The following is a 26,424-nucleotide window of genomic DNA, read 5'->3' as shown; positions in this document are numbered from 1 at the left end:
AACTGGTCGCCCGCAGGAGCCACACCTGCAGACGATGTTCGAGTTAGGAATCACGCCGGCTCAGTTCAAGAGGACCTCGCCAAGCCAGATTCCGCCGGGTGAGCAGGGTCCCCTTCTCATCGGTCAGAGCATTCTGATGCTTACTCATCTGCATCCAATTCAGAGGCTTCAAGCAAGGCAACCAGCTCCGCAACCCGGCCGGAAGGCAGAGGCCGACCATCATTGATCAAGGCTTCGTCGGCATTCAACCACGCCCATGCCTGGGCGAGTTCTTCCGTGGATGCTCCCGTCTTGTTGATCTCCGCGACCAACTCTTCGTCGAGAGGGCCCAAAATGGCAGTGATCTCTTCCATTCGCATGCCGCCATCTCCTCTGTCCTGGCGTCGATTTCGGTTCTTGTTACGATGTGTCCGCATCCTCCCAGATAAGCGCCCACCGCCCGGAGGAAAGGGCAATTCCACGGTGACTTGAAAGCTTTGTCGTTTATCCTAAATCATTGGATGTTCCGGGGGCTCCTTGGAGACCCGGCAAGCCGGTCGGATGCGAGAGCAACCGACGGCAACGATCTTGTATCCATGTTGCTCAAAGGAGGATGTGGCTATGAGAACCACTTTCGATTTTACTCCACTGTTCCGGTCGAGCGTGGGTTTCGACCGAATGCTGAACGCGCTCGAGGCCGCAAGCCGCGTCGAGCAGATCGATAACTGGCCTCCCTACGATATAGCCAAGACCAGTGAGGACGACTACCGCATCACCATGGCGGTGGCGGGCTTCTCTCAGGACGAACTGGCCATCACTCAGGAGCAGAACATGCTCATTGTGTCTGGCCAGAAGACGGGTGAGGACAACAGCCAGTATCTGCATCGCGGCATTGCCGGGCGGGCCTTCCAGCGCCGTTTCGAACTGGCCGACCACGTCAAGGTGGTGGGCGCCAGCCTCGTCAACGGTCTGCTGACCATCGACCTGAAGCGCGAGCTTCCCGAAGAAATGAAGCCGCGTCGGATCGAGATAGCGACCGGGGAGGCATTGCCCAAGGTCGAAACGAGGAAGATCGAGGCAGAGAAAAAGGCCGCCTGAGGTCTTTCCGCGAGAGAACATCAGCGGCGGCGCTGGGCAATCTGCCCGGCGCCGGCGGGAGGGTTGTGTCCCGTGCAAGAACAGAAAGGAGAAAATCAATGAGTGTACGTGATCTGATCCCTTGGAGCCGGAACAATGGCAACCAGGTTCCCAGCCTCTTTCGTGATGGCGACCGCGATCCATTCCTGTCACTGCATCGCGAGGTGAACAGGCTTTTCGATGACGTCTTCCGCTCCTTCGACAGCCGATTGCCGTCTTTTGGCAGAAGATTCTCTTTCGGCGAAGGCTGGCCAAGCGTCGAAATCTCCGACAACGAAAAGGAGATCAAGGTAACAGCCGAGGTGCCCGGTCTGGAGGAGAAGGACATCGAAGTCCTGCTTGATGATGGAGTGTTGACGCTCAAGGGCGAGAAGCGCTCCGAGACCGAGGACAAGGACAGGCAGTTCTCCGAGCGCTTCTACGGCCGCTTCGAGCGCCGCATTCCGCTTGGGGTCGAGGTCCAGGAGGACAAGGTCGACGCCCGCTTCAAAAACGGTGTGCTGACCGTGACCTTGCCGAAAAGCGAAAAGGCGCAGTCGCAGGTCAAGCGGATCGCCATCAGGAGTTGACGCATGGCAGGCGCCGGCGGCGGGCCATCTGGCCGTCGCCGGCAGCATCCTTCGCCAGAGAGGGAGGGATGAACGATGGAGAAGACGAGACAGGTCAACAGATCAACCACAACACCGATCGCGCAGGGGTGGCCGTCGAACGACAACCGGCACAAACCCCTCTCGATGGGACGCTCGATCTTCCCGGCCGACGCGGTCGCGCGCATCTACAAGCCGTCCCGCGCGATGACGACGTCCGGCACCGCGCGCACAAAGGGCTGGCGTCTCGTGTTCGAGCGGCGCACCGCGCCCTTCATCGAGCCACTGATGGGCTATACGGGCGGCGACGACACCCTGATCCAGATCGAGCTGAGCTTTCCGACGCTCCAATCGGCTGTCCGCTACGCCGAACGGCAAGGCTTGACCTTTGTGGTCGAGGGCGTGGCTGAGCAGATACGTCCGAAAGAGCTGCGCGCAGCAACCACGGCACATTCCTTCTCCGATGCGACCTTGGAGAAGCTCGGCCTGAAAGCCTTTAAGGAAAGCTACGGCAGGGCCTTGGCGGGTGCCGTGAATCAGAACGATCCCTTGGGCTCTGGAACATGGGCATCACCGATGGACGTCGTCGCTGACACAAGGCTGTCGCTCGATGCCAAACGCTCAATCCTCATGAACTGGGCCTGGTCCGAATACCTTATCGATCAGGCGACCAATGAAGGCATGCCGGAGAACAACCGGCCATCGCGTCTGGATGAGGTTGAGCAGGCGTTGCTTGCACTCGAGTGCAAAGACCTGGCTGGCCAGGCCCATCCAAAGCCACGGAAAGCGGATGAGGTGCAGTCATGGATCCACTCGTCGTCTTTGAATGTCAGAAGATCCTGCCGAACAGGTTTGCTCTGACATTGGCGGCAGCAGCACGCAGCCGCGCACTCAACAGAGGACGCGCTCCGCGGCTCGACCAGCCGGCGGCCGGCACGGTTGATCTTGCGTTGCATGAGATCGCGGCGGGCGTGTTCACGCAGCAGGAACTCGCGCCGTTCCTGTCGGATCGGACCGGTAGCGCGTTGCTCCTGCCACCCGCAACACAATACGAGCTTCGCGACAGCGGCCCCTCGAAGGCCGCTGCCGCACCCGTCTCCCGTCCGCGGGAGACGGTTCATTGATGGCGAAACCAGTCGACAAGGAGAAATGAACGATGCTGAAGTCTCTGTCTTTCGACAACCGTACGGCTTTCGATATCGTCAATATCGTTGCCGGCCTTGGGCTTGCCCTGTCTCCCTGGTATCTCGGCTATGCGGCTGAGAGCCATGCCGCATGGAATGCCTGGGTTGCGGGCGCCGCAATCGCCTTGATCGCGACGGTTGCGCTATTCGCGTTCCATCAGGCTGAGGAATGGATCAATCTTGCTCTCGGCATTTGGACCGTGATCGCGCCCTGGGTCCTCGGCTTCTCCGCCCTCACGGGCAGCCTCTGGCTTAGGACCAACCGTCCGTACTCCACCGCGTGACGACACAAATCGGCCCGGCATGATGCCGGGCCATTTCTCCCTGTCTGACTCAGGCGGAAAGGGGAGATCGCCAGCCATCAGGCCCGAGGGAGATTCGCTCGTGTTCAGAAACGTCACAACCCCATGCCGCGCCGTTTTCTTCTGTATTGTTCTTGCATTTGCGACCGGGCTGCCTTCTTCGGCCTTGGGACAACCCGTTCCAGGCATTGCAGGGCGACTTCCCACCCTCGCGCCCGTGCTCGAGCGGGTGACGCCCGCAGTCGTCAACATCTCGGTCGTCTCTGAGACGGCGTCAGCGTCGAATCCGCTTTACAACGATCCATTCTTCCGGCGCTTCTTCGATCTCCCTGATGCCCCGCCGCCGCGACAGCGGATGAGCGCCGGGTCCGGCGTGATCATCGATGCCGCCCGAGGCCATGTGCTTACCAATCATCACGTGGTGGCGAATGCGCGGGAAATCACCGTCACGCTGAAAGATGGGCGGCGGCTGAATGCCGAACTCGTAGGCTCGGATCAGGCAACGGACATCGCCCTTCTCAAGGTCGAGGGCAGCAACCTTGCAGCTCTGGAAATCGGCGATTCCGACCGCCTCCGGGTAGGAGACTATGTCGTCGCCATCGGCAATCCCTTCGGACTCGGGCAGACAGTCACCTCCGGCATTGTCAGCGCCCTTGGCCGCAGCGGTCTCAGCAATGAGGGGTATGAGGATTTCATCCAGACCGACGCTTCGATCAACCCGGGCAATTCCGGCGGCGCTCTCGTCACGCTGGATGGCAGGCTTGTTGGCATCAACAGCGCGATCCTGAGTCCGGCCGGTGGCAATATCGGCATCGGTTTCGCCGTTCCCAGCAACATGGCCGTGGCCGTCATGAACCAGTTGATCGAACATGGCGAGGTGCGGCGCGGCCGGATCGGCATCGGAATTCAGGACGTGACCCCCGATCTGGCCGAAGCGCTCGGGCTGGGCGGCCTGCGTGGCGCAGTGATCGCCAATGTCGAGCCCGGCTCGCCGGCTCAGCGCGCCGGTTTGCAGGTCGGGGATATTGTCACTGCGGTGGACGGACGTGATATTCACAGCTCCACGGATCTGCGCAATCGGATCGGCCTCACGCCTGTCGGAACGAAGGTCAAGCTGACGATAGTGCGCAAAGACGGAGAGCGCGAGATTAGCGTCCCGATCGAAAGAGGCGGAAGCCCCTTCTCGCAGCTTGCCGGAACTGTATTCGAGGGCGCGGGCTTGCGGAACGCATCTGCAGAGGAAGCTCAGGCAGCCGGGACAGGCGGCGTGATCGTGGAGAGTGTCGCAACGGCAAGCCGCGCCGAGCGCGCCGGTTTCCGGCCGGGTGACATGATCGTCGCGATCAATCGCATTCCTGTGACATCGATCAGGGATATCCGTCGCTGGACATCCGATCATCCGGCCACGCTCGCCGTGGAGATCGTGCGGGACGGAACGTCCCTGCTTTTGGTTGTCAGGTAATCGGAGAAAGCGGCCATGGGTATCAACAAGAAAACACAGTTCAATATCTGGTACTGGATAGCCGCCTTCTTCATCCTGATGGCGTTTCAGTACCTGTTCACGACCGCCACGCAGGTGGCGCAGATTCCGTACAGCCAGTTCGAGACCTATCTGCGCGATGGCATGATCGCAGAGGTGGCGGTGTCCGACCGTTTCATTCAGGGAACCTTCAAGCAGCCGATCGACGGGCGGCCGATGTTCATCACGACCCGGGTCGAGCCCGACCTTGCCCGTCAATTGCAGGAGCATGGGGTCGTCGTTACCGGACAGATCGAGAGTACCTTTCTGCGCGACCTGCTTTCCTGGGTTCTGCCTGTCGTGCTCTTCATAGGTATCTGGATCTTCGTTCTGAAACGCATGGGCAGCGGCATCGGTGGCGGACTGATGCAGATCGGCAAGTCAAAGGCCAAGGTCTATGTGGAGAAGGACACCGGCGTTACCTTCGAGGATGTCGCTGGTGTTGACGAGGCGAAGGACGAACTTAAGGAAATCGTCGATTTTCTGAAAGATCCAACGGAATATGGCCGGCTCGGCGGACGCATGCCGAAGGGCGTACTTCTTGTCGGTCCGCCCGGCACCGGCAAGACGTTGCTGGCCAAGGCCGTCGCGGGCGAGGCGGGCGTGCCGTTCTTCTCGATCTCCGGGTCGGAGTTTGTCGAGATGTTCGTCGGTGTTGGTGCGGCACGTGTACGCGACCTGTTCGAGCAGGCCCGCGCCAAGGCGCCGGCCATCATCTTCATCGACGAACTCGATGCGCTCGGTCGTGCCCGCGGCATGGGGCCCATGGCCGGTGGCCATGACGAGAAGGAACAGACGTTGAACCAGTTGCTGGTCGAGCTCGACGGGTTTGACTCTTCGACCGGCCTTGTGCTGCTAGCCGCTACCAATCGGCCCGAGATTCTCGACCCGGCGCTGCTGCGCGCCGGCCGCTTCGACCGTCAGGTACTGGTCGACCGGCCTGACAAGGCAGGGCGCGTCCAGATCCTCCATGTGCACCTGAAAAAGGCCAAGCTCGCGCCCGATGTCGAACCGGAGAAAATCGCGGCGCTCACGCCTGGCTTCACCGGTGCGGACCTTGCCAATCTGGTCAACGAGGCTACGCTGCTTGCCACGCGCCGCAGGGCCGATGCCGTTACCATGGAGGACTTCAACAATGCCGTCGAACGCATCGTGGCTGGGCTGGAGAAGCGCAACCGGCTTCTAAATCCCAAGGAGCGCGAGATCGTCGCCTATCATGAGACAGGCCATGTACTGGTCGCCATGGCGCTTCCCGGCGTCGATCCCGTGCATAAGGTCTCGATCATTCCGCGCGGCATTGGCGCGCTCGGCTATACGATCCAGCGTCCCACCGAGGACCGTTTCCTGATGACCCGGGAGGAACTGGAAAACAAGATGGCAGTGCTTCTGGGAGGCCGCGCCGCCGAATGGATCGTCTTTGGTCATCTGTCGACCGGAGCGGCGGATGACCTCACCAAGGTGACCGATATAGCGCGGGCCATTGTAACCCGCTATGGCATGACCGAGGAGCTTGGCCATGTGGCCCTTGAGAAGGACCGACGCTCATTCCTCGGAATGGAACAGCCCTACTACGGACCGCAGGAGCGCACCTATTCGGAGGAGACCGCGTCCGCCATCGACAGGGAGGTAAAGCGCATTGTGGGTGACACGTTCGAAAAGACCGTCAACCTTCTACACGAGCACAGGGACGCCTTGGAGCGGATCGCCCGCGAGCTCCTGGAAAAGGAAACTCTCGACGAGAAGGAAATCGCCAGGCTTTCCAGAATGAAACCTGTTGCTGCGGCTGAGGCGTAATCCGGAGCAGTCGCGGAGATCAAGACCTTGTCTCGATGCTGTGCTTGATCGACTCCTGCGAAACTACCTCGTGGCCTGGATGCCTTTTATCCACGGGCACTACTTTAGTCTAATAAAGCCCGAAAGACTGTTTCCCGCTGGAATCCAGAAGCTACAATCCTCTTTCATTCGAGGGAGGATCGTCAAGTAGCATGTAACAATGCCATCGGCGCAGCAGGCGCGGATGGTAGCCGGCAGACAGCCGACCGGCATTTCAGAGCGTCAGTACTATTCACAAGGGAACGTCCGCCATCTCGCCAACGGATGGGGAGTGGCGACTTGGAAGTGAAACAGGAGGAGACGACGCATGACCCAGGAAAATAAGAAACGCGGCATTGGCCGCCGCAAATTCCTTACCGGCGCTGCCCTTGCCGGAGCGGGCACTTTGGCCATGCCGCAGATATCGCGGGCCCAGACCACAAAGTTGACGATGCAGAGTTCGTGGCCAGTGTCCGACATCTTCCAGGAGATGGCGCAGCAATATGCCGACCGTGTCAGCGAGATGTCCGGCGGCAGGCTGGAGATCGACCTGCAGCCCGCCGGAGCGATCGTGGCCGCCTTCTCGGTGCAGGATGCCTGCCACGACGGCGTTCTGGATGCCGCCCATACCGTTTCCGCCTATTGGTACGGCAAGAACAAGGCCGCTTCCCTGTTCGGCACGGGGCCGGTCTTCGGGATCGACGGCGCGCAGATCATCGCCTGGTTCCAGTATGGCGGCGGCCAGGAACTCTACAACGAACTGGTCCAGGAAGTGCTTGGGCTGAACGTCGTCGGCTTCTATGCCTTCGCCATGCCGACACAGCCCTTCGGATGGTTTTCAAGGGAGCCGACCTCCATCGAGGATATTCAGGGCCTCAAATACCGGACCGTCGGCCTATCGGCCGATCTCAACCAGGCGATGGGGCTTGCCGTAACACAGCTTCCCGGCGGCGAGATCGTCCCGGCGATGGAGCGTGGGGTCATCGATGCCTTCGAATACAATAACCCGACCTCCGACCGACGCTTCGGCGCCCAGGATGTCGTCAAGAACTACATGCTCGGCTCCTACCACCAGGCATGCGAAGCCTTCGAACTGATCTTCAACAAGGATCGTTTTGATTCACTGGAGCCGGAATTGCAGGCGATCCTGCGCTATGCCGCTGAGGCAGCCAACACCGCCAATTACGGCCTGGCGATGGACAACTATTCGAAGGACCTCCAGGCTCTCATCGATGATGCGGGCGTCAATGTGAAGCGCACGCCGCAGTCCATCATGGAGGCGCAACTCGAGGCCTGGGACAAGGTCATCGAGCCCTTGATGGAGGACGACCTGTTCAAGCGTATCGTCGAGAGCCAGAAGGCGTGGGCCGAGCGCGTCGGATTCTACAGCCTGATGAATTCGGCCGACTACAAGGCCGCCTACGACCACTATTTCCCGGGCAAGCTGACTTACTGACGCTCTTCCTGAGCACGCAACGAGCAATCAGGGGCGCGGCGCTGCCGGCGTCGCACCCGCTCCCGAGAGCATGTGAGGGGACCGCGCAGGATGCTTAACACCATATTTTTCATCGACAAGGTGTCGAGCTGGTTCGGCAAGGCCTTTGCCTGGCTGATTCTGGCGATGACGCTCGGCGTCAGCTACGAGGTCTTCATGCGCTATGTGATGCGCCACCCGACGAGCTGGGCCTTCGACGTCACATATATCATGTATGGCGGGCTATTCATGATGGCCGGAGCCTACACGCTGTCGCGGGACGGACATGTGCGGGCGGATTTCCTCTACCGGCTCTGGCGACCGCAAACCCAGGCCACGGTGGAACTTGTTCTCTATTTCCTCTTCTTCTTTCCTGGCGTGCTTGCATTGATCTTCGCCGGCTGGCGTTATGCTTCCCGATCCTGGCGATATCTCGAAGTAAGCACCTTCAGCCCGGCCAATATCCCGATCTACCAGTTCAAGACGATCATTGTTGCCGCGGGCGCCATCCTGTTCCTGCAAGGCATAGCACAGGTCATGCGCTGCATCGTCTGTATCCGCACCGGCGCATGGCCGAGGCATCTGGCCGACGTGGAGGAGCTTGAGGAAGTGCTGATACGCGAGCATGAACAGGGCGTGCTCGGGCATGGCTCGGAAGCCGACGACCTTATCGATCCCGGTAATGTACAATCTGGAAAGGACGGCGGACGATGACCGATCCCCAAGTCGCCCTGCTGATGCTGGGTTCGTTCATCTTCCTGATCATGCTCGGCTTTCCAATCGCTTTTACCCTGATGGGGATGGCGGTCGCCTTTGGCTACTATGCGTATTTCGACTGGGCGCGGATAGGCCGAACCGTCGAACGGCTGGCAGGGGAAAGTCCTGGAGCCTTGGACACCCTGCTGGCCTGGATTCAAGGCCTGGGCACCAATCGCATATTCGACCTTCTCGTGAACCAGACTTTTTCCGTCATGGCGAATGACGCCCTGACTGCGGTGCCGCTGTTTCTTTTCATGGGTTATATCGTCGAGCGGTCGAACATCATCGGGCGCCTCTTCTCCACCCTCAACATCGCCACCCGTCATCTACCTGGCTCCATGGCGGTAGCCGCCTTGATCACCTGCGCCCTCTTCGCCACGGCGACCGGTATAGTCGGGGCAGTCGTCACCTTGATGGGGCTGCTGGCCTATCCGGCGATGCTGAAGGCGCGCTACGATATCCCGTTGGCCTCGGGCGTCATCTGCGCTGGCGGCTGCCTTGGCATCCTGATCCCGCCTTCCATCATGCTGATCGTCTATGCCGCAACGTCCGGGGTGTCGGTGGTTCAGCTCTATGCGGCGGCGTTCGTTCCCGGTTTCATGCTGGCTGGATTCTACGTCATCTATGTTATCGGGCGGGCCTGGTTGAATCCGTCTCTCGCGCCAAAGCCGAGCCGCGAGGAAATAGGCGATGTTTCGTTCATGAACGTCGCGTGGATGCTGCTCACGTCCTTCGCCCCATTGGCGGTCCTGATCATGGCCGTGCTCGGCGCCATTGTCTTCGGCCTGGCCACGCCTTCCGAAGCAGCGGCCATTGGCGCGCTTGGCGGCCTCCTACTGGCCGCGGCTTATGGAGCCTTGACCTGGGAGCGATTGAAGGAATCCGTCTATCTGACCGTCCGTACCTCGGCGATGGTCTGCTGGCTTTTCGTCGGCTCCTGGACCTTCGCCTCGGTCTTCTCCTATCTCGGCGGCGAAGATCTGATAGCGGAATTCGTCGTCGGGCTAGAGCTTTCGCCACTGACCTTCCTGCTTCTGGCGCAGCTCATCATCTTCCTGCTCGGCTGGCCGCTCGAATGGAGCGAGATCATCATCATCTTCGTTCCGATCTTTCTGCCCTTATTGAGCGTCTACGACATCGATCCGCTGTTTTTCGGCATCCTGATCGCACTCAACCTGCAGACCTCGTTCATGTCGCCGCCAATGGCCATGGCCGCCTACTATCTCAAGGGCATTGCACCGCCGCATGTAACCCTGGTGCAGATATTCACCGGAGTGATGCCCTATCTTGTGATGGTCCTGCTCACCATGGTGGTCGTTTATAATTTCGACAGTGCAATCTACTGGCTACCGAACCTGATCTACGGCAGGTAGGAAATGACCATCAGGAAGCCTGACCGGAAATTCACGGAGCTTGGCGCCACGGCGCTCGCCGATATGGTTGGGCGCGGCGCCGTGAAGGCGGAGGCGGTCACGCAAGCCTTCCTCGACCGCATCGCCGATGAGGATGAGGCACTGGGCGCCTGGGCGCATGTCGACGCTGACTATGCTCTCAGGCAGGCGCGGGCGCTCGATCTGCATCGCTCGACCGGGCGCGCGGTCGGTCCGCTGCATGGAGTCCCGATCGGCATCAAGGACATCATCGACGTGCGCGGGCTGCCTTGCGAGAATGGCACAATGCTTGATGCCGGCCGGATGCCAGGAACGGACGCTTTCATCGTCTCCCGCCTGCGTCAGGCCGGAGCGGTGATTCTTGGCAAGACGGTGACGACCGAGCTGGCGGTCTATCATCCGGGCAAGACCCGCAACCCGCACGATCCGGGCCGTACGCCAGGCGGCTCATCATCGGGTTCGGCTGCGGCGGTGGCGGCACATCTGGCACCACTTGCGGTGGGAACGCAAACCAACGGCTCCATCATCCGCCCAGCCTCCTATTGCGGCATCGTCGGCTACAAGCCCTCGCGCGGACTCGTTTCACGCAGCGGCATCCTGTCGCAATCACCGACGCTGGACACGGTAGGGCTCTTTGCGCGCAATGTCGAAGACGCCGTTCTCCTTGGCGACGTGCTGGCCGATTTCGACCCGCAGGACAGAGCAATGCAACCATCGGCTCCGCCGCGGCTGGCCGCAATTGCCAATTCGCCGCCGCCGCTGCGGCCCAATCTGGCGCTGGTGCGTACCTCGGTGTGGGACGAAGCCGACGAGGATGTGAAGGCGGGCTTCGAGGAGCTGTCCGCGGCCCTTGGTAACGCGATGGACAGCGTCGACCTGCCCGAACCCTTCGCGCGGGCGCATGACATGCATAAAGCCATCATGCTGGCCGACATCGCAAAGAGTTTTGCAAGCTACTACGAATATGGGCGGGAGCAACTGAGCACGACGCTAGCCGGCATGATCGCAGAAGGCCGGCGCGTGCTGGCTGTCGATTATGCGCTGGCGCATGACTGGATCGAGGTTCTGAATGCGGCCCTCGATCGCCTGTTCGAACGGTTCGACGCGATTGTTACGCCGGCGGCGACGGGAGAAGCCCCAATCGGCCTGGAGACGACCGGCAGCCCTGTCTTCGCAACGCTATGGACATTTTGCGGCGTACCCGCCGTTACGCTCCCGCTTTTAAGCGGCAGCAGCGGATTGCCGATCGGCGTCCAACTGGTAGGCCGGCGCGGTGACGATGCCCGGCTCCTGCGCACCGCACGGTGGCTTGTCGGCACACTCAGACAGGAAGCGGCAGGCACGGTGCCGCATGAGGAACCTAGGGAACAACAACAATGGTCGATGTAATTCTGGCCGTGATTGCCCTGTTGGGGTTGGCCGCGTATTTCATACCCCTCATCCAGAAAGTGCCGGACGCTGCCCTGATCACGGTGCTTTGCATCGTGATTCTGATGGCGGCTTTCGATTTCGCTCTGGAACTGCGCTTCAACCGCAAGAACGGAAACGGACGATCGCAGTGACGTTGCGACGGCTTGGCTGAAGGTCCGGTCTATAGTAGTTTCCCAAAGCATTTCACGGAAGCTACCATGCCATTCATTCCCGACCTCGCCACGCTGCTGCAATTTGCTGTCGCGACCTTCGTGCTCTCGATCACACCGGGGCCTGACATGACGCTTTTCGTGGGCCGCGCGCTGAGCCAGGGACGTGCCGCGGGCTTTGCCTGCATGTTCGGCGCCATGACCGGGATACTCGTCCACACCACGATGGTTGCGCTTGGCCTCTCCGCCCTCATCGTCGCTTCGCCGGAAGCCTTTCTCGTGCTCAAGGTCGCGGGCGCAGGCTATCTCATCTGGCTTGCCTGGCAGGCCCTGCGCCACGGTTCGGCATTCTCGCCGGAAAAACAGGCCGGGGGCGGGCACTCGCTTTTCCGCAACTGGGCCAAAGGTCTCGGCATCAACCTGCTCAACCCGAAGATCATCCTCTTCTTCATGACCTTCCTGCCGCAATTCGTCTCGCCCACTGATCCATATGCGCCGCAGAAGCTGTTTTTCCTCGGGCTGCTGTTCATCCCGCTGGCACTGCCGATCACAGCGCCCATGGTCATCGCTGCGGACGGCTTTGCCCGCCTTCTGCGTAAGAGCCCGAAGGTGACGAGGATCGTCGACTATCTGTTCGCGGGTATCTTCTCCGCCTTTGCGCTGAAAATCCTTACAGCACAGGCGCGCTGATTCATTCTTCCGACGTCGGAGATCTTTGCAGCCATCTGCCGGCCGAGCGACCAGCAACCATCCAGTAGGCGATGCCGCCGACCATGCCGGCGGCAATCAGAGCAAGGATAAGAGCCGCGTCGGAAAACGCGTTTTCCTGAGGCTCCAGCCAGAAGTAACCTGACACGACGAGCCCGACCACCCCGCCGCCGAGCGCATGGAAGAGCCAGTCGCGCCTGGCGAAGATCTCCAGCGCGACGATAACGGCCGCAGCCGGCCAGAAGGCAAGATAGCCAACGAAGACCGCAAGCAAGGGAACCCCGACATAGAGGCCGCCGGCAAGCGCGTCCGGCAGTTGCTCGGCATCGAATCGAAAGGCCGAGATGACGAGAAGATTGATGAACAGGCTTGCTGACAGTATCGCGGCAAGGAAGCCGAACACGATCATGAAGAACCGGCCGAGACAGGCGAGAAGATCGCTCAAGCCTCGCCGTGCCCCGCAATCATCATCGCTTCAAGCGCCAGCCGCTCCGATTTCTTGAGACGCTCCGATTCCGACTTGAGCTGACCGCAGGCCGCCAGGATGTCGCGACCGCGCGGGGTGCGGATCGGCGATGCGTAGCCCGCCTGATTCACATAGTCGGCAAACTTCTCTATCGTCTCCCAATCCGAGCACTGGTAGTTCGATCCGGGCCAAGGATTGAACGGTATCAGATTGATCTTGGCCGGGATGCCTTTGAGCAGGCGTACGAGTTCCTTGGCGTCCTCAGGGGAGTCGTTAACGTCCTTCAGCATCACATATTCGAAAGTGATGCGCTTGGCGTTCGACAGGCCCGGATAGGCGCGGCAGGCGTCAAGCAGTTCCTTGAGCGGATATTTCTTGTTGATCGGCACCAACATGTCACGCAGATCGTCGCGTACCGCGTGAAGCGAGATAGCCAGCATGACGCCGATCTCCTCACCAGTGCGGTAGATTTCCGGCACGACGCCCGAGGTCGACAAAGTGATGCGGCGCTTCGACAGCGACAGGCCCTCGCCATCCGAGGCGATCAGCAGCGCCTTCTTCACATTCTCGAAATTGTAGAGCGGCTCGCCCATCCCCATCATGACGATGTTGGTGATCTTGCGACCTTCCGCGGGCACGATGGCGCCATCCGGCGTGGCGGCGTCGGGAAAGTCTCCCAGCCGCTCGCGCGCGGTGAGCAACTGGTCGAGGATTTCGCCTGCCGTCAGATTGCGTACCAGCTTCTGCGTTCCCGTATGACAGAAGGAACAGGTCAGCGTGCAGCCGACCTGGCTCGAAATGCAGAGCGTGCCGCGTCCCTCCTCGGGAATGTAGACCGTCTCGATTTCTACGGGGCGCCCGGCGCCACGCGGAGGAAAGCGGAAGAGCCATTTGCGCGTGCCGTCATTGGAGACCTGCTCCTCGACGATCTCAGGCCGCGCGATGGTAAAATTCGCGTCGAGTTCAGCCCGCAGATCTTTGGAAATATTGAACATCAGGCTGAAATCGGCGACACCGCGCACATAGAGCCAATGCCAAAGCTGCTGGACCCGCATCCGCACCTGCCGTTCCGGCACGCCGATCGACGCCAGCGCCTCGCCGAGTTCCTCACGCGACAGGCCGATCAACGGGCGCTTTTCGGCCGCCGCAGCGGCCGGACGCAGACGCGTACGCGTCGCCGGATCCGTTATGTCGAACGAAAGGCTCATCTTCTGCTGGTTCTTTCAAAGCGGTTCGGGCGGCAAACGCCGCCCGGAATCCTCGACCATCAATATCACGGGCGGATAGCGCGGTCACGCCCGGTTGGTTCACGTCAGCTATTTGCAGCTCGCAATGGAATCAAGAGCTGCGGTGAGGCCGAGCAGAGAAAAAGTGTAATTCGTGCTGTTTCCGCGCCCCGAAACGGCCGCGACCTTCATGTCGGAGCCGGACTTCATAGCGGTGACGAGTTGTGGTTCCTCGGCTGCATTCTCCAGCCATGCCGATTTGCCTTGCGTGAACATGGAGAAGTTACGACCGCCGACGCTGACCGTCACCTTCGAATTGGCCTGGAAATCATAGGAAGCGATGAACTGCGGCTCATAGGCGATATTCTGGCCGGGCTTCTGACTGACGAAAAAGAAGATGTCGCCATGGTCCAGACTCGACGGCTCCTTCTGCTTCGGAACGCTCATGACATAGCATACCTTGCCGTTGTTGCTCTGGTAGCTGTAGGTTCCCCAGTCGCGGTACTGGCCTACCGCCGTGGCCTGCGCGAATACCGGCGTCGCCGCCGCAACCGCAAAGAAAAGGGATATGGTCTTAATCAGTCCACGCATCGTTCTGACCGTTCTGCTTGGTGTCATGTGAAACCCGCGGGCGACCGCCTGCGGACGCGATCGCTTCATTTTTATTTAATTTGGGTTATCAAAGGGTGAAGCTTGAAGACAAGACTACCCTGTAACCCATGGACGACCCGATGCGCGGACACCCCACCCGCAGATCGCCTGAAGGGTTGAAAGCGGACGAAAAAGGCAAGAATTTGACTTGGGCGCCGTTTGATTTTGGCGTGCTGGGTACGGCCAGCCGCGGACCGCTTCAGGTGCTGGTAACAGGCCAGCTTCAGTCCTCGCTCTCCAAAGCCTGTTTTGCTGCCAAGCGGTGCGCCGGCGTGATGTGAGCCCGAACCGCTGCCAGCGCTGCCATCAGGACAGCCATGTCGTCGGTAAAGCCAATGCCGGCGAAAAGATCGGGTATGGTGTCGATGGGCAGCACGAAATAGGCCAATGCGGCAAGCAGCATGCCCCGGACGCGGAATGGCGTGTCGCGATCAAGGGCGCAGTAATAACCGGCGACGACATCCTCCATGAAAGGGATCTGCCGTGCGGCCCGCTTGGCGGTGCTCCAGAACTTACGGCGCACGCGTTGTTCGCGGCTCTCATTTTCCTCTTTGCCAACGGGTTCGAGGATTTCGCCGATCTTGACGTCTTCCATGGGCATGTCGCTCCTTGCCCGGAAAATGTGGGGGGAACTTTGCGGCTTTGCAAGGATTGCAACCGCAAACCACGCAGATCCATCCACGAATGCGGCGAGCCTCTGGCGCTCTTAGCGCAAATACGGAAAGGCCTGCGGCCAGGTGGCTGCAAAGCCGCCATGCCGGACATTCCCCGATCCTGCGAGCGGCCAGGCTTCCTCGATAATGTAAGGTCCGCCACCGACGGAATCCTTCGACGACATGAGCACGAAACGGCCGACTCCGAAGGGAGCCGCCGAGAAATTGCCGCGCGCGGACAGATAGTTCGCCACGTCGGCAGGGCTGCTGTTGCGAAGCCGGGCCAATGTGACATGGGGGATGAACTTGCGCGGGTCGGCGGGCAGGCCGAGGCGCTGGCAGATGCGCTCGATTTCCGCCTGCAATGCGTTCAGATCAGGCGAGGTCGCCACGCCGGCCCAGACGGCATGCGGCTTCTTCTGCCCGAAGGCTCCGACGCCGGAAAGCTCGAGCTGGAAAGACGGCCGCCGCACCCGGTCGAGCGCATTGGCGATCTCGTCGGCCACATGGCCTTCGACATCGCCTATGAAGCGCAGGGTGAGATGATAGTTCTCGACATCGATCCAGCGGGCGCCGGGAAGGCCGCCACGCAGGAGCGAGAGAGAAAGAGCGGCGTCGCGGGGAATCTCGAGGGCGGTGAAAAGTCGCGGCATGGCTACCTCCTCGAATCGGGACGTTGTCCTCAGCGAATCACCGATTGCCTTCAAGGGCAAGCGGTTTGTGGGGAATGGGATCAGGCGTCTGTCTTTTCCTTCGAAAGCATCTCCTCCATCACCGGAAGGATTCTCTCGACCATAATGTTCACGCCTTCTGCGTTGGGATGCATCCCGTCCTGGAGTTGCATGGCCGCGTTGGCGGCAACGCCGTCGAGAAAGAATGGATGCAGCGGGACATCATATTTTTCAGCCAGTCGCGGATAGATGGCATTGAAGGCTTCGGCATAATCGGCCCCGAGATTGGGGGCGGCCATCATACCGACGAGCAGGATGCGAATCCCGCGCGCCTGCAATTTCTCGATCATCTCGGCAAGGTTTTCTTCGACCACCTTCGGAGAAACGCCGCGCAGCATGTCGTTGGCGCCCAGTTCCAGGATTACGACATCCGTGCCATCCGGGACGGACCAGTCGAGCCGCGAAAGACCGCCGCTCGTGGTGTCGCCCGAAACGCCCGCATTGGCGACCTCGATGTCGTATCCCTTCTCATGCAGCGCTTCCTGAAGCTTTTCCGGAAAGGATTCTCCAGGCGCGAGTTGGTATCCCGCCATCAGGCTATCGCCGAAGCCGACGATACGCACTGGCTCGGCAAAGGCTGCGAAGACGGAGAGAAATGTCAGGGTCGTGGCGAAGAACAGGCGTGCAAGATGTTTGAAAGCCATTAATCTCAACCCATATTGGCGGAATTGCCGCCCCTTCTTTTGTACTCATATAGGGTATGCTCTCCGTGACAGAAGCCGTCATCGAACTGCACGATGTTTCCCTCACATTGGGCGAAGGAGCTTCCTCTGTCCATGTCCTGAAGGGAGTGAGCCTTCAGGTTGCGCGCGGCGAATCGACTGCGGTGGTCGGACCTTCGGGCTCAGGAAAATCGACGCTTTTAATGGTGATTGCGGGGCTGGAGCGCGTTGACCGGGGCACGGTCAAGATAGCCGGAGAGGTCATCAATGAGCGCAGCGAGGATGAGATCGCCGCCTTCCGCGGACGAAGCGTCGGCATTGTCTTCCAGTCATTTCACCTCATCCCCAATATGACGGCGCTGGAAAACGTCGCCGTGCCGCTCGAACTTGCAGGTCATCCCGATCCCTTTCGTATTGCGGAAAAGGAATTGTCCGCCGTCGGCCTCCAGGAGCGGCTGACGCATTATCCCGGCGAACTTTCCGGCGGCGAACAGCAGCGTGTGGCGATTGCCCGCGCACTGGCGCCGCAGCCTGCGATCCTGATTGCCGACGAACCGACCGGCAATCTCGACCAGCTGACAGGAAGGCAGATCGCCGACATGCTCTTCGCCAAGGCTGCCGAACGCGGCACTACTTTGATGCTCGTTACCCACGACCCGGCGCTTGCTGCGCGCTGCGACCGGCAGGTGGCCATGCGCTCCGGGCGGATAGAACAGCCTGCCGCATTTGCGGCAACGGCCTGATCGCGATGCAAACGTTTCCGATGGCAAGCCCGCAATTCGAGTGGCTGCGATGAGCGGCCTCATACGAACGTTCCGACTCACCCTACGCTTTTCCCTGCGTGAAATGCGCGGAGGACTCAAAGGTTTTATCGTCTTCCTGGCCTGCATCGCGCTGGGCGTCGCCGCCATCGGCGGGGTCAATTCCGTCGCACGGGCGATCGGGACGGGTGTCGCCGGCCAGGGACAGGAACTGCTCGGCGGCGATATCCGCTTCCAGCTCAACCAACGCGAGGCCTCCGAAGCCGAGCTGGCTTTCCTGGAGGGCCTCGGCACCCTTGCTGTTAGCGCTAACATGCGTTCCATGGCCCGGCTCGAGGACGGGTCCGACCAGGCGCTTGTAGAGGTGAAGGCCGTCGATGCGGCCTATCCGCTCTACGGCGCGTTGGTGACGGAACCCGCGCTTCCCCATGACAAGCTATTCGGCGAGAGGGGCGGTGCGCATGGCGCGGTCGCTCCGGCCCTCCTTCTCGAACGTCTCGGCCTCCAGATCGGCGACAGGTTGATGCTGGGCAGCGGAAGCTTCGAACTTCGCGCCATGCTCCTTACCGAACCCGACGCGATCTCCGACGGATTCGGTTTCGCGCCGCGGCTCATGGTCTCGCTGGATGGATTGCGCGCCTCGGGTCTTGTCCAGCCCGGCAGCCTGGTCGAGTACAATTACAAGCTCCAGCTTGCCGAGGCGGGAGAGGCGGAGATTTCCGACATCCGCAACCGTGCCGCAGAAGAGCTTCCCGAAGCAGGTTGGAGCATCCGCAGCCGGTTGAACGCCGCCCCTGCCCTGTCCTCCAATATCGAGCGTTTTTCGCAGTTCCTGACCCTTGTCGGGCTGACGGCCCTGGTCGTCGGCGGAGTAGGGGTGGCGAATGCCGTACGCGCCTATCTGGACGGCAAGCGCGCCGTGATCGCCACCTTCAAGAGCCTCGGCGCATCCGGCGGCTTCGTCTTCACCGTCTATCTGGTGCAGATCCTGATTATCGCTCTGATAGGCATCGCCATCGGCCTCGTGCTTGGCGCAACCATGCCTTTTGCCGCCAGCGCCGCCCTCGCCTCCGTTCTTCCCGTGCCGGCGCAGGGCGGCATCTATCCGGGAGCCCTCGGCATCGCAGCCTTGTTCGGCATCCTTGTCACGCTCGCCTTTGCGCTGCTTCCGCTCGGCCGTGCGCGGGATGTTCCGGCCACCGCGCTCTTCCGCGAGATGGGCGTCGATGCCCGCGGCTGGCCACGCCCCGTTTATCTCGCTGCCGCCATTGCCATTGCGGCGATACTGGCCCTGCTGGCCATCTGGTTCTCCGACGAGCGGCGCGTCGCCGCCATCTTCGTCGGCGCGGCCATCTTCGCCTTCGCTGTGCTGAGAGGCGTTGGCTCTCTCGTTCAATGGCTTGCGCGACAAAGTCCGAGGGTGCGCTCTACTCCGCTGCGGCTTGCGCTGGGCAACATTTACCGGCCGGGCGCATTGACGCCATCCGTGGTGCTTTCATTGGGCCTCGGCCTCACCTTGCTGGTGACGCTGGCTCTGATTGACGGCAATCTGCGTCGGCAGATCACAGGCAATCTGCCGGAACAGGCGCCGAATTTCTTCTTCGTCGACATCCAGAGCGCCCAGGTGGACGATTTCGCGGCCTTGATCGAACGCCAAGCGCCGGGAGGCAAACTGGTGCGCGTGCCGATGTTGCGCGGCCGCATCACGGCGCTAAACGGCACCGACGTGCGGCAAATCAAGGTTCCGCCGGAAGGCGCCTGGGTCCTGCGGGGTGATCGCGGCATAACCTATGCGAAGAATCCGCCGGAAAATTCCACCCTGACCGAAGGTGAATGGTGGCCCGAAGACTATGACGGCGAGCCGCTCGTCTCCTTCTCGGAAGAGGAAGGACGCGAGATCGGGCTGAAAATAGGCGACACGATCACCGTCAACGTGCTCGGTCGCAACATCATGGCGCGCATCGCCAATTTCCGGCAGGTCCAGTGGGAATCGCTGGGCATCAATTTCGTCATGGTCTTCTCGCCCACCAGTTTCGCAGGCGCCCCTCATTCCTGGCTGGCGACTCTTCTCGACGAACAGGCGAGCAGCACCGACGAATCACGTCTCTTGAACGCGGTCACGCGCGCCTTCCCGTCGGTCACCACGGTCAGGGTGAAGGATGCCCTCGACGTGGTGAACCGCCTTGTTGGCCAGCTCGCCACGGCGATCCGGGTCGCGGCGGCCGTCGCGCTCGTCGCTTCCGTGCTCGTGCTTTCGGGGGCGCTTGCGGCAGGAAACCGCGCTCGCATTCATGATGCCGTGGTCTTGAAGACGCTCGGCGCGACGCGGCGAACCCTGATCGCGGCCTTCTCCCTCGAATATATGCTGATCGGCCTAGCGACTGCCATTTTCGCGCTGGCAGCAGGCACTGCCGCTGCCTGGTTCGTGGTCTCTCAGATCATGAACCTGCCCGTGGTTTTCCTGCCGGATGTGGCGGTCTTCACTATTCTGGCAGCCCTTGTCCTGACGGTCGGTTTCGGTCTGATCGGCACATGGCGCGTTCTCGGCCACAAGGCCGCTCCGGTCCTGCGCAATCTTTGACAGAGGCTAGCAGTTGCACGATTCAGCCGGAAACAGGACAAAATGCCGCTTTCACGCTAAATTTCCCAGCGCAATAGTCTTGTCGTAATCCGAAATTATCCTCATATTTCCCGTCAGGCATGCTGGAGTTCCGCCAGCGGCGCCTGGGCGTGTGCCCGACACCCGACGGAACAGAAGCAGTAGAGGAAATCATGGCTGAACCCCTTCGCAATTATCAGGCTCGTATCGCGACCGCCGGTTACGCAGACGCTGCCATAGACGAAGGCCTTCGCGCCTATATGATCAGGGTCTATAACCTGATGGCGCTCGGTCTCGTAATCACCGGCGTGGCCGCTTGGGGCGCATTCAACTTCGCCGTCGCCGACGGCCAGCTTACGGCATTCGGCCAGCTTATCTATGCCAGCGCCTTCCGCTGGGTGGTCATACTGGCCCCGCTCGCACTCGTATTCTTCCTGAGCTTCCGCATCCATAGGATGAGCGTTCCAGCGGCGCAGACGACTTTCTGGGTCTACTCGGCCCTTGTCGGCCTGTCCCTTTCGACGATCTTCCTCGTCTATACGGGTCAGAGCATCGTCCGCACCTTCTTCATCACGGCGGCCTCCTTCGGCGCATTGTCGCTCTGGGGCTATACGACGAAGCGTGATCTCACGGGCATGGGGTCGTTCCTGTTCATGGGACTGATCGGCCTCATCCTGGCCTCGCTCGTCAACATCTTCCTGGCCTCTTCCGCCCTGCAGTTCGCCATCTCGGCGATCGGCGTGCTGGTCTTCGCCGGCCTGACGGCCTACGACACCCAGCAGATCAAGGAGATGTATTACGAGGGTGACGACACGCTCGTCGCCGGCCGCAAGGCGATCATGGGCGCCCTGAGGCTCTATCTCGACTTCATCAACATGTTCATGTTCCTGCTGCAATTCCTCGGCAATCGCGAGTAAGCCGGGCGGAGCAATGAATTAAGAGCGGGCGGCCTTTTGGTCGCCCTTTTCTTTTGGGCCTCTTCCTGCCATCAAATGTCGTCCTGGGCACAGAAATCCATCCATGGGTGAAATCTCGATCCGAGCCGCCACTCCGGCGGATATAGCTGCAATCACCGCGATCTACGGCCATGCCGTGGCTCATGGCACCGCAAGCTATGAGCTCGAACCGCCGAGCCGGGAAGACATGGCGGAGCGGCATGAGGCGCTCGTCTCCAAAGGCTATCCTTATCTCGTCGCCGAGCAGAATGGACGGATACTGGGCTATGCCTATGCAGGCCCGTTCCGCCCGCGCCGTGCCTATCGGTTCATCGTAGAGGATTCCGTATATATCGCTCCGGCGGCACAGGGCAGAGGCCTTGGCCGGAAATTACTGGATGCCCTTATTGCCGAAAGCACGCAACTTGGCTTCCGCCAGATGATCGCCGTCATCGGCGACGGCGCGAATCATCGCGCCTCGGTGCGCTTGCACGAGGCGGCAGGTTTCCGCCACGCAGGCAACCTTGTCGGATCCGGCTATAAATTCGGCCGCTGGCTAGATACGGTATTCATGCAGCTCGAGATGAACGGTGGCACAGCCACTCCGCCGGATCCCGAATCTCTCCCGGAGAAGATGTTCCGCCAGGCTTGAGATTGGCCCCCTCGCCGGAAAACGCCTGCTTTATGCCCGCACGAGCTTCAATGTCTTGTCGAAGAAGCTAAGCACACGCGCGAGCTCGTGGCCGCGCTTCATGATTGCACCGCTCGCCGCCACCACGCAGTAGGCGCCCTGTTTGCGGGCAAGTTTCGGGATCTTCACGACCTGGAACAGCGGAACCTCGCTGCTGCGCCGGAAGACCGAGAAAACCGCGCGATCCTTCAGATGGTCGATCGCATAGTCGCGCCACTCTCCGGCGGCCACCATGCGGCCATAGACGCGGAGAATCGCATCAAGCTCGCGGCGCTCGAAGGTAACAGGCAGATCGAGCCTTGCTCGCCTCACCTCGTGGAGTGGGATCAATATCCCGGAATCTTCCCTATCCTCCGCTCCACTGCCACGATCCACCATCTATCTGCCCTTTTGTGACACCGTGGCGACAAGGTTCGCGCGTTGAAAGATGAAATGCAAGTCCCCGGCTGAAACAACCAGAACGTGCGCAGGCAGTCATGGCTCCTCACGAAACAGAACACAGTGTCGGAATTGGTGATGTTCTGCCACATTCTTGCCGTAAATTATCCAAGCTAACGCCCCAATGTCCCGCAACGATCCACTCGTTGCCTGAGACGGTTCGGTCCGGACACCGGCTCCGTAAACCCCAAGCCCCCCGCCCACGGGGTCATGGCCGGATCGAACCAACTCCGGGTATCCCCGGAGGCTTAGAAGTGCGACGATCCCAAAGCAATCATGACCGGTATTGGCCAATGCCAATGCCGGTTTTTTCGTTTCAGGATTGAGGCGGCCTGATCATTGCCGCGCCGAGGACCGGGCCGGGCTTCGCGCCGTCCTCCACGCTCTGCAGCAGGACCGCGCAACCCCCGTCCTGCTTTTCCACCTCGCTGCGCGGCAGCTCGAAGCGCGTCGCCTTGCCATGCCACATCCCGATCGTCTGCAGATCGGTAACGGCATTCCAATATTCGACCAGTTTGCCGTCATTTTCGCCGCGTTTTATCTCCACCGCCTGCCGCGTGGTGAAATAGACGAGGACGACATGAGCCTTTGTCCTTTGCGGGACGTCGCCGGTCTCGATGATCACGCTGTCTGCCGTTTCGGAAACGTTAACATCCACCGTCAGTCCCTCCGGCGTACCGTCCATGGTCTTCAGCGCATCCTCGATTTCCTCACCGCGCCAGCCGGGAAGATGGACACGGCCGTTTATGACCACTTGCGGCGTATAGACTGGGCTTTCGAGCATCTGTGCATAATCGCGCTGCCGCTTGGTGTTCTCTTTGGTGGCAAGCGTATCCTTCCAGCCGAGATAGTCCCAGTAATCCACGTGATAGGCCAAAGCCACGGCATTACCATTACGGACTATGCTGCTGAATACGTGGTCGGCGGGCGGGCAGGAGCTGCATCCCTGGCTCGTAAACAGCTCGACGACACCCAGCGGCTTCTGCGTGCGTTGTTGAGCCTGTACGGCGCCGGAAAAGATGACCGCGAAAAGGGTAAGCGTTACTTTGAGGAGAAAAGCATGTCCTGCCATAGGTGAGAAAATTCCGCTCCTGACGGCCCCTTTTTTGTGCTTTTGCAGGCAATTTAGGCAGACCACCCCTCAAGAAGAAGTCACGTTGCGGTGAAACCGCACGTGCGGCAGGATCCGCATGATCCTGTCGTCGGACTTTGCCGGGAAAATCAGATTACATTGAGCTCTCGAAAGGGCCGGTTTTCGGTAATGCGCTCATAGCCGAAGGCCGAGCAGTCGATGGTGCGGTAGCGCCCATGAACGACAAGCTCGGCGATGGCCTTGCCGGCCGCGGGAGCCTGCTGCAGGCCATGGCCCGAAAATCCATTGCAGAAGAGGAAATTCTCCACTTCCGGATGCGGCCCGATGACGGCGTTCTGATCCAGGGTGTTGTAGTCGTAATGGCCCGCCCATCCGCCCGTCTGCTTGATGGCCTCGAAGGCCGGGATGCGCTCGGCAAGCACCGGCCAGATAACCTCCTCGAAGAGCGGCCAATCGGGATCGAAGTCTTCCGGATCCGCCGCCTTGTCGGTCTCGTGCGCTTCGGCACCGCCTGTTATGTAGACGCTGCCCTCGGGGCGCACATAGATACCGGAGGGATCGACCAGAAGCGGCATGTCGTCGAAATGCTCCCGCGCCTCGAAAACGAAAACCGAACGTTTTCGCGGCTCCACCGGCAGATAAAGTCCCGCCATGGCTGCGACCCGGCCAGCCCCTGTGCCGGCGGCATTCACGACAGTGCCGGCCTCGATTGTCTCACCATTTGCGAGCTCGACCGCGGTCACGCGGCTGCCCTCGAGCCTAATTCCCGTTACCGCACCGGATATGAAATCGATGTTCCGGGTCTTCAGGCCCTTGCGGAAAAGGGAGAGCAGGGCATGGGCGTCGAACCAGCCCTCGCCGCTGCATCCATAGGCGCCGGCGGCGATACCCTCCGTCGAGATCCACGAAAAGCGGTTCTTCAATGCGGTCGGGTCTTCCAGAAGGATGTCGGCGCCTTCCGCTTCCTGTATCGCATGATTGGCCTTGAGCACCGGCAGCCCCGCCTCGCTGGCGAGGATGAGATAGCCTTTCTCACGGAAGGCGATATCGGCATCTTCCCCGAAGCGGGAGCGCAACTCGCGGAACAGGCCCAGGGTAAATTGTGAAAGCCTGATATTCTCGGGAATCGAAAATTGCTGACGGATCGAGGCGCATGACAATGTGGTGGCGGAACGGGCGAAGCTTGGATCGCGCTCTATCAGTGCGATCGAACCGGCATACTTCTCCTCGCGCAAATACCATGCGATCGAACTGCCCACGATCGCACCGCCGATGATCACGATGTCGTAACGTGCCATGCCTGCCTCGTTGTTGTTGTCCCGGCGGGAAGGAACCAGCTTCCCGCGGGCGCTGCAAGCGGAGTCTTTTGGGAGCAGCCTCTTGCGCGCCTTTCTGCACTGCGTCATGTAGAAGCATGCAGCTCAGACAGTCTCGCCCCCGCCGTTCCGTCCTCTATGTTCCGGCCAGTAGTGAGAAGGCGTTGGCCAAGATCGGTTCGCTTGCCTGCGATGCCGTGATTATCGATCTTGAGGATGCCGTCGCGCCGGAACAGAAGGAAGAGGCCCGGGAAAGGCTCCGTTCCATCCTTGCCGAGAAGAGCCGCCCACGCTGCGAGACGATCATCCGCATCAATGCGCTTTCTAGCGAATGGGGAACGGAAGACTTGCTTGCAGCACGCGCCTGCAAGCCCGACGCAATCCTCTTGCCGAAGATCGACGGCCCGGGCGATATCCACGATGCGGATGATGCGCTGGATGAAACGGATGCGCCCGCATCCTTGCGCCTGTGGGCGATGATCGAGACGCCGCGCGCTGTGCTCAATATCGGAGCGATCGCCGAACTCGGGCGCGACATGGCCTCGAGGCTGGATTGTTTCGTGGCCGGAACAAACGATCTCGTCAAGGATACGGGCGTGGCGGCCACACCGGATCGGCGCTATCTGATGTCGTGGCTTATGCAGATCGTACTGGCGGCAAGGGCTGGCGGCCTTGACGTGCTCGACGGGGTTTCGAACGATTTCCGCGATCTCGAAGCCTTTCGCAAGGAATGCCGGGAAGCCGCTTCCATGGGCTTCGATGGCAAGACCCTGATCCACCCGGCCCAGATCGATATCGCCAACGCGGTTTTCGCCCCGACTGCGGAAGCGCGTGCCGAAGCCTTGGCGATTTTGGAAGCCTTTGCCCGGCCTGAAAACGCCGGCAAGGGCGTCATAGCCCTTGATGGCCGCATGGTGGAGCGCCTGCATCTCGCCCAGGCCGAAAAACTGCTCGCCAAGGCGAGGGAAATCGAGGAAACCGGATCATGAGACTTTACCGATTTCTGACGGGACCCGACGATTCAAGCTTCTGTCACAAGGTGACGGCCGCCCTGAACAAGGGATGGCTGCTGCATGGCTCGCCGACTTATGCCTTCGATGCCGAAACGAAAACCATGCGTTGCGGACAGGCTGTCTACAAGGAGATCGACGGCATCGAATATGATCCCGGTATGAAGCTCGGCGAGTACTGACGCCGGAAGCTATTCCCCCGCCGCCTCGATCCGCTCCATGTCGTCGTCCGAAAGGCCGAAATGGTGGCCGATTTCATGGATCAGGACATGGGCGACGATGTCGCCCAAGGTTTCCTCGTTTTCGGCCCAATAGTCGAGGATAGCGCGTCGATAGAGCGTGATGCGGTTCGGCCCTTCGCCGGTCGCCGGGTTCCAGCGTTCGGCAATGCCGCGTCCTTCGAAAAGCCCGAGGAGGTCAAACGGCGTTTCCAGGGCCAGATCGTCCATGATTTCCTCGGTCGGAAACTCGGCGATCTGGATCACGATCTCGCCGGTAAGCGCGCGAAAATCTTCCGGCAGATTGGCATAGGTTTCGAGCGCCAGAAGCTCGAACTCCTGCATCGAGGGTGAAAGTTGGTCGCGCCAGGCGCGGGTCTGATAGATGCGAGCCATATTTGTTCCTTTGGGCGGGCATATAGCGGTTTACGCCCTGCCTTTCGAGGCATTTGAGAAAATCCGCAGCGACAAGGGCATTACCCAAAGCTCAAAAGGAATAAATTCTTCTTCGCAAGTATGCTTGACTCTTCCCGACAGCTCTG

The 26,424-nt window shown here is 60.6% G+C and carries 30 protein-coding genes; 19 read left to right on the top strand and 11 right to left on the bottom strand.

The features are described from left to right. Positions 1-140: 140 nt before the first annotated feature. Positions 141-359 (bottom strand): hypothetical protein, encoded by a 219-nt coding sequence (locus L598_RS06295; protein WP_144861119.1) that lies wholly within the window; start codon positions 357-359, stop codon positions 141-143. Between the two features lie 241 nt (positions 360-600). Here L598_RS06295 and L598_RS06290 point away from each other — a divergent pair, with 241 nt between their 5' ends. The 13 genes from L598_RS06290 to L598_RS06230 all read left to right on the top strand — a co-directional run bounded on the left by L598_RS06290 (position 601) and on the right by L598_RS06230 (position 12,414). Continuing rightward, positions 601-1,077 carry an Hsp20 family protein gene (locus L598_RS06290; protein WP_144861118.1) on the top strand — a complete coding sequence of 159 codons (477 nt, stop codon included), beginning with the start codon at positions 601-603 and terminating at the stop codon, positions 1,075-1,077. A gap of 98 nt (positions 1,078-1,175) precedes the next feature. Further along, complete coding sequence (locus L598_RS06285) at positions 1,176-1,685, top strand: Hsp20/alpha crystallin family protein (RefSeq protein ID WP_144861117.1); 510 nt, start codon at positions 1,176-1,178, stop codon at positions 1,683-1,685. 75 nt (positions 1,686-1,760) lie between these two features. Continuing rightward, the gene (locus L598_RS06280; RefSeq protein ID WP_144861116.1) at positions 1,761-2,564 is read left to right on the top strand and encodes an NADH dehydrogenase ubiquinone Fe-S protein 4; all 804 of its coding nucleotides are present in this window, start codon (positions 1,761-1,763) and stop codon (positions 2,562-2,564) included. Beyond that, positions 2,507-2,827 carry a DNA-directed RNA polymerase subunit omega gene (gene rpoZ / locus L598_RS06275; protein WP_144861115.1) on the top strand — a complete coding sequence of 107 codons (321 nt, stop codon included), beginning with the start codon at positions 2,507-2,509 and terminating at the stop codon, positions 2,825-2,827. Before L598_RS06280 ends, rpoZ begins: the two co-directional genes overlap by 58 nt. A 32-nt stretch (positions 2,828-2,859) precedes the next feature. Beyond that, positions 2,860-3,171 (top strand): SPW repeat protein, encoded by a 312-nt coding sequence (locus L598_RS06270; RefSeq protein WP_144861114.1) that lies wholly within the window; start codon positions 2,860-2,862, stop codon positions 3,169-3,171. 169 nt (positions 3,172-3,340) lie between these two features. Beyond that, on the top strand, positions 3,341-4,651 hold the full coding sequence (locus tag L598_RS06265; RefSeq protein ID WP_246658662.1) for a DegQ family serine endoprotease: 1,311 nt from the start codon (positions 3,341-3,343) through the stop codon (positions 4,649-4,651). A gap of 15 nt (positions 4,652-4,666) precedes the next feature. Next, on the top strand, positions 4,667-6,502 hold the full coding sequence (gene ftsH / locus L598_RS06260; RefSeq protein WP_144861112.1) for an ATP-dependent zinc metalloprotease FtsH: 1,836 nt from the start codon (positions 4,667-4,669) through the stop codon (positions 6,500-6,502). A gap of 346 nt (positions 6,503-6,848) precedes the next feature. After that, positions 6,849-7,976, top strand: a complete 1,128-nt coding sequence (locus tag L598_RS06255) for a TRAP transporter substrate-binding protein (protein WP_144861111.1) — start codon at positions 6,849-6,851, stop codon at positions 7,974-7,976. Positions 7,977-8,066: 90 nt separating this feature from the next. Beyond that, on the top strand, positions 8,067-8,708 hold the full coding sequence (locus L598_RS06250) for a TRAP transporter small permease subunit (protein WP_144861110.1): 642 nt from the start codon (positions 8,067-8,069) through the stop codon (positions 8,706-8,708). Continuing rightward, positions 8,705-10,126 (top strand): TRAP transporter large permease subunit, encoded by a 1,422-nt coding sequence (locus tag L598_RS06245; RefSeq protein WP_144861109.1) that lies wholly within the window; start codon positions 8,705-8,707, stop codon positions 10,124-10,126. The genes L598_RS06250 and L598_RS06245 overlap by 4 nt, the downstream gene beginning before the upstream one ends. A gap of 3 nt (positions 10,127-10,129) precedes the next feature. Continuing rightward, positions 10,130-11,533 (top strand): amidase, encoded by a 1,404-nt coding sequence (locus L598_RS06240; RefSeq protein ID WP_144861108.1) that lies wholly within the window; start codon positions 10,130-10,132, stop codon positions 11,531-11,533. Beyond that, entirely contained in the window at positions 11,521-11,706 is a 186-nt protein-coding gene (locus tag L598_RS06235; protein WP_144861107.1) for a hypothetical protein, read from the top strand. Before L598_RS06240 ends, L598_RS06235 begins: the two co-directional genes overlap by 13 nt. Before the next feature lie 66 nt (positions 11,707-11,772). Continuing rightward, on the top strand, positions 11,773-12,414 hold the full coding sequence (locus L598_RS06230) for a LysE family translocator (protein ID WP_144861106.1): 642 nt from the start codon (positions 11,773-11,775) through the stop codon (positions 12,412-12,414). 1 nt (position 12,415) lies between these two features. Here the strand turns inward: L598_RS06230 and L598_RS06225 are convergent, their stop codons facing one another. The 6 genes from L598_RS06225 to L598_RS06200 form a co-directional block, all read right to left on the bottom strand. Next, a complete protein-coding gene (locus L598_RS06225; protein WP_144861105.1) occupies positions 12,416-12,877 on the bottom strand; it encodes a hypothetical protein in 462 nt (153 codons plus the stop codon). Continuing rightward, positions 12,874-14,106, bottom strand: coding sequence for a 23S rRNA (adenine(2503)-C(2))-methyltransferase RlmN (gene rlmN, locus L598_RS06220; RefSeq protein ID WP_144861104.1), 1,233 nt, complete (start codon positions 14,104-14,106; stop codon positions 12,874-12,876). Before rlmN ends, L598_RS06225 begins: the two co-directional genes overlap by 4 nt. 108 nt (positions 14,107-14,214) lie before the next feature. Further along, positions 14,215-14,715 carry an invasion associated locus B family protein gene (locus L598_RS06215; protein WP_144861103.1) on the bottom strand — a complete coding sequence of 167 codons (501 nt, stop codon included), beginning with the start codon at positions 14,713-14,715 and terminating at the stop codon, positions 14,215-14,217. A 283-nt stretch (positions 14,716-14,998) separates the two neighbouring features. Continuing rightward, positions 14,999-15,370, bottom strand: a complete 372-nt coding sequence (locus L598_RS06210; RefSeq protein ID WP_144861102.1) for a YkvA family protein — start codon at positions 15,368-15,370, stop codon at positions 14,999-15,001. Positions 15,371-15,481: 111 nt separating this feature from the next. Continuing rightward, positions 15,482-16,081: an RNA 2',3'-cyclic phosphodiesterase gene (thpR, locus tag L598_RS06205; protein WP_144861101.1), complete on the bottom strand. Its 600-nt coding sequence runs from the start codon at positions 16,079-16,081 to the stop codon at positions 15,482-15,484. 80 nt (positions 16,082-16,161) lie between these two features. Further along, on the bottom strand, positions 16,162-16,803 hold the full coding sequence (locus L598_RS06200) for an arylesterase (RefSeq protein WP_144861100.1): 642 nt from the start codon (positions 16,801-16,803) through the stop codon (positions 16,162-16,164). Between the two features lie 65 nt (positions 16,804-16,868). On the opposite strand from L598_RS06200, the gene L598_RS06195 reads away from it, so the two are divergent. The 4 genes from L598_RS06195 to L598_RS06180 all read left to right on the top strand — a co-directional run bounded on the left by L598_RS06195 (position 16,869) and on the right by L598_RS06180 (position 21,768). Continuing rightward, positions 16,869-17,564, top strand: a complete 696-nt coding sequence (locus L598_RS06195; RefSeq protein ID WP_144861099.1) for an ABC transporter ATP-binding protein — start codon at positions 16,869-16,871, stop codon at positions 17,562-17,564. Positions 17,565-17,613: 49 nt separating this feature from the next. Continuing rightward, positions 17,614-20,163, top strand: a complete 2,550-nt coding sequence (locus L598_RS06190) for an ABC transporter permease (RefSeq protein WP_144861098.1) — start codon at positions 17,614-17,616, stop codon at positions 20,161-20,163. A 191-nt stretch (positions 20,164-20,354) separates the two neighbouring features. After that, positions 20,355-21,098, top strand: coding sequence for a Bax inhibitor-1/YccA family protein (locus tag L598_RS06185; RefSeq protein WP_144861097.1), 744 nt, complete (start codon positions 20,355-20,357; stop codon positions 21,096-21,098). Between the two features lie 103 nt (positions 21,099-21,201). Beyond that, the gene (locus L598_RS06180; RefSeq protein WP_144861096.1) at positions 21,202-21,768 is read left to right on the top strand and encodes a GNAT family N-acetyltransferase; all 567 of its coding nucleotides are present in this window, start codon (positions 21,202-21,204) and stop codon (positions 21,766-21,768) included. 30 nt (positions 21,769-21,798) lie between these two features. On the opposite strand, the gene L598_RS06175 is transcribed toward L598_RS06180, so the two are convergent. From L598_RS06175 to L598_RS06165, 3 genes are all read right to left on the bottom strand, one after another. Further along, positions 21,799-22,185 carry a DUF2794 domain-containing protein gene (locus L598_RS06175; RefSeq protein WP_144861095.1) on the bottom strand — a complete coding sequence of 129 codons (387 nt, stop codon included), beginning with the start codon at positions 22,183-22,185 and terminating at the stop codon, positions 21,799-21,801. 376 nt (positions 22,186-22,561) lie between these two features. Continuing rightward, positions 22,562-23,317, bottom strand: a complete 756-nt coding sequence (locus L598_RS06170; protein WP_144861094.1) for a thioredoxin family protein — start codon at positions 23,315-23,317, stop codon at positions 22,562-22,564. A 149-nt stretch (positions 23,318-23,466) separates the two neighbouring features. Further along, complete coding sequence (locus L598_RS06165) at positions 23,467-24,636, bottom strand: FAD-binding oxidoreductase (protein ID WP_144861093.1); 1,170 nt, start codon at positions 24,634-24,636, stop codon at positions 23,467-23,469. A gap of 116 nt (positions 24,637-24,752) precedes the next feature. Between L598_RS06165 and L598_RS06160 the strand changes: the two genes are divergently transcribed. Together L598_RS06160 and L598_RS06155 are read left to right on the top strand one after the other, a co-directional pair. Next, on the top strand, positions 24,753-25,643 hold the full coding sequence (locus L598_RS06160; RefSeq protein WP_144861092.1) for a CoA ester lyase: 891 nt from the start codon (positions 24,753-24,755) through the stop codon (positions 25,641-25,643). After that, positions 25,640-25,846, top strand: a complete 207-nt coding sequence (locus L598_RS06155) for a DUF1737 domain-containing protein (protein ID WP_144861091.1) — start codon at positions 25,640-25,642, stop codon at positions 25,844-25,846. Before L598_RS06160 ends, L598_RS06155 begins: the two co-directional genes overlap by 4 nt. Before the next feature lie 9 nt (positions 25,847-25,855). Here the strand turns inward: L598_RS06155 and L598_RS06150 are convergent, their stop codons facing one another. Continuing rightward, positions 25,856-26,278, bottom strand: coding sequence for a metallopeptidase family protein (locus tag L598_RS06150; RefSeq protein WP_144861090.1), 423 nt, complete (start codon positions 26,276-26,278; stop codon positions 25,856-25,858). Between the last annotated feature and the right edge of the window lie 146 nt (positions 26,279-26,424).

The sequence above is a fragment of the Mesorhizobium sp. J18 genome (assembly GCF_007829525.1).
Lineage (GTDB): Bacteria > Pseudomonadota > Alphaproteobacteria > Rhizobiales > Rhizobiaceae > VLJP01.
The sequence above is the reverse complement of the archived record's forward strand: the minus strand, read 5'-3'. Positions and strand labels throughout refer to the sequence as shown.

Excerpts from the sequence above, each read along its gene's own strand:
- L598_RS06295 (WP_144861119.1), bottom strand. The coding sequence starts at position 359 with ATGCGAATGGAAGAGATCACTGCCATTTTGGGCCCTCTCGACGAAGAG.
- L598_RS06290 (WP_144861118.1), top strand. The coding sequence starts at position 601 with ATGAGAACCACTTTCGATTTTACTCCACTGTTCCGGTCGAGCGTGGGT.
- L598_RS06285 (WP_144861117.1), top strand. The coding sequence starts at position 1,176 with ATGAGTGTACGTGATCTGATCCCTTGGAGCCGGAACAATGGCAACCAG.
- L598_RS06280 (WP_144861116.1), top strand. The coding sequence starts at position 1,761 with ATGGAGAAGACGAGACAGGTCAACAGATCAACCACAACACCGATCGCG.
- rpoZ (WP_144861115.1), top strand. The coding sequence starts at position 2,507 with ATGGATCCACTCGTCGTCTTTGAATGTCAGAAGATCCTGCCGAACAGG.
- L598_RS06270 (WP_144861114.1), top strand. The coding sequence starts at position 2,860 with ATGCTGAAGTCTCTGTCTTTCGACAACCGTACGGCTTTCGATATCGTC.
- ftsH (WP_144861112.1), top strand. The coding sequence starts at position 4,667 with ATGGGTATCAACAAGAAAACACAGTTCAATATCTGGTACTGGATAGCC.
- L598_RS06255 (WP_144861111.1), top strand. The coding sequence starts at position 6,849 with ATGACCCAGGAAAATAAGAAACGCGGCATTGGCCGCCGCAAATTCCTT.
- L598_RS06250 (WP_144861110.1), top strand. The coding sequence starts at position 8,067 with ATGCTTAACACCATATTTTTCATCGACAAGGTGTCGAGCTGGTTCGGC.
- L598_RS06245 (WP_144861109.1), top strand. The coding sequence starts at position 8,705 with ATGACCGATCCCCAAGTCGCCCTGCTGATGCTGGGTTCGTTCATCTTC.
- L598_RS06240 (WP_144861108.1), top strand. The coding sequence starts at position 10,130 with ATGACCATCAGGAAGCCTGACCGGAAATTCACGGAGCTTGGCGCCACG.
- L598_RS06235 (WP_144861107.1), top strand. The coding sequence starts at position 11,521 with ATGGTCGATGTAATTCTGGCCGTGATTGCCCTGTTGGGGTTGGCCGCG.
- L598_RS06230 (WP_144861106.1), top strand. The coding sequence starts at position 11,773 with ATGCCATTCATTCCCGACCTCGCCACGCTGCTGCAATTTGCTGTCGCG.
- rlmN (WP_144861104.1), bottom strand. The coding sequence starts at position 14,106 with ATGAGCCTTTCGTTCGACATAACGGATCCGGCGACGCGTACGCGTCTG.
- L598_RS06215 (WP_144861103.1), bottom strand. The coding sequence starts at position 14,715 with ATGCGTGGACTGATTAAGACCATATCCCTTTTCTTTGCGGTTGCGGCG.
- L598_RS06210 (WP_144861102.1), bottom strand. The coding sequence starts at position 15,370 with ATGGAAGACGTCAAGATCGGCGAAATCCTCGAACCCGTTGGCAAAGAG.
- thpR (WP_144861101.1), bottom strand. The coding sequence starts at position 16,081 with ATGCCGCGACTTTTCACCGCCCTCGAGATTCCCCGCGACGCCGCTCTT.
- L598_RS06200 (WP_144861100.1), bottom strand. The coding sequence starts at position 16,803 with ATGGCTTTCAAACATCTTGCACGCCTGTTCTTCGCCACGACCCTGACA.
- L598_RS06190 (WP_144861098.1), top strand. The coding sequence starts at position 17,614 with ATGAGCGGCCTCATACGAACGTTCCGACTCACCCTACGCTTTTCCCTG.
- L598_RS06185 (WP_144861097.1), top strand. The coding sequence starts at position 20,355 with ATGGCTGAACCCCTTCGCAATTATCAGGCTCGTATCGCGACCGCCGGT.
- L598_RS06180 (WP_144861096.1), top strand. The coding sequence starts at position 21,202 with ATGGGTGAAATCTCGATCCGAGCCGCCACTCCGGCGGATATAGCTGCA.
- L598_RS06175 (WP_144861095.1), bottom strand. The coding sequence starts at position 22,185 with ATGGTGGATCGTGGCAGTGGAGCGGAGGATAGGGAAGATTCCGGGATA.
- L598_RS06170 (WP_144861094.1), bottom strand. The coding sequence starts at position 23,317 with ATGGCAGGACATGCTTTTCTCCTCAAAGTAACGCTTACCCTTTTCGCG.
- L598_RS06165 (WP_144861093.1), bottom strand. The coding sequence starts at position 24,636 with ATGGCACGTTACGACATCGTGATCATCGGCGGTGCGATCGTGGGCAGT.
- L598_RS06160 (WP_144861092.1), top strand. The coding sequence starts at position 24,753 with ATGCAGCTCAGACAGTCTCGCCCCCGCCGTTCCGTCCTCTATGTTCCG.
- L598_RS06155 (WP_144861091.1), top strand. The coding sequence starts at position 25,640 with ATGAGACTTTACCGATTTCTGACGGGACCCGACGATTCAAGCTTCTGT.
- L598_RS06150 (WP_144861090.1), bottom strand. The coding sequence starts at position 26,278 with ATGGCTCGCATCTATCAGACCCGCGCCTGGCGCGACCAACTTTCACCC.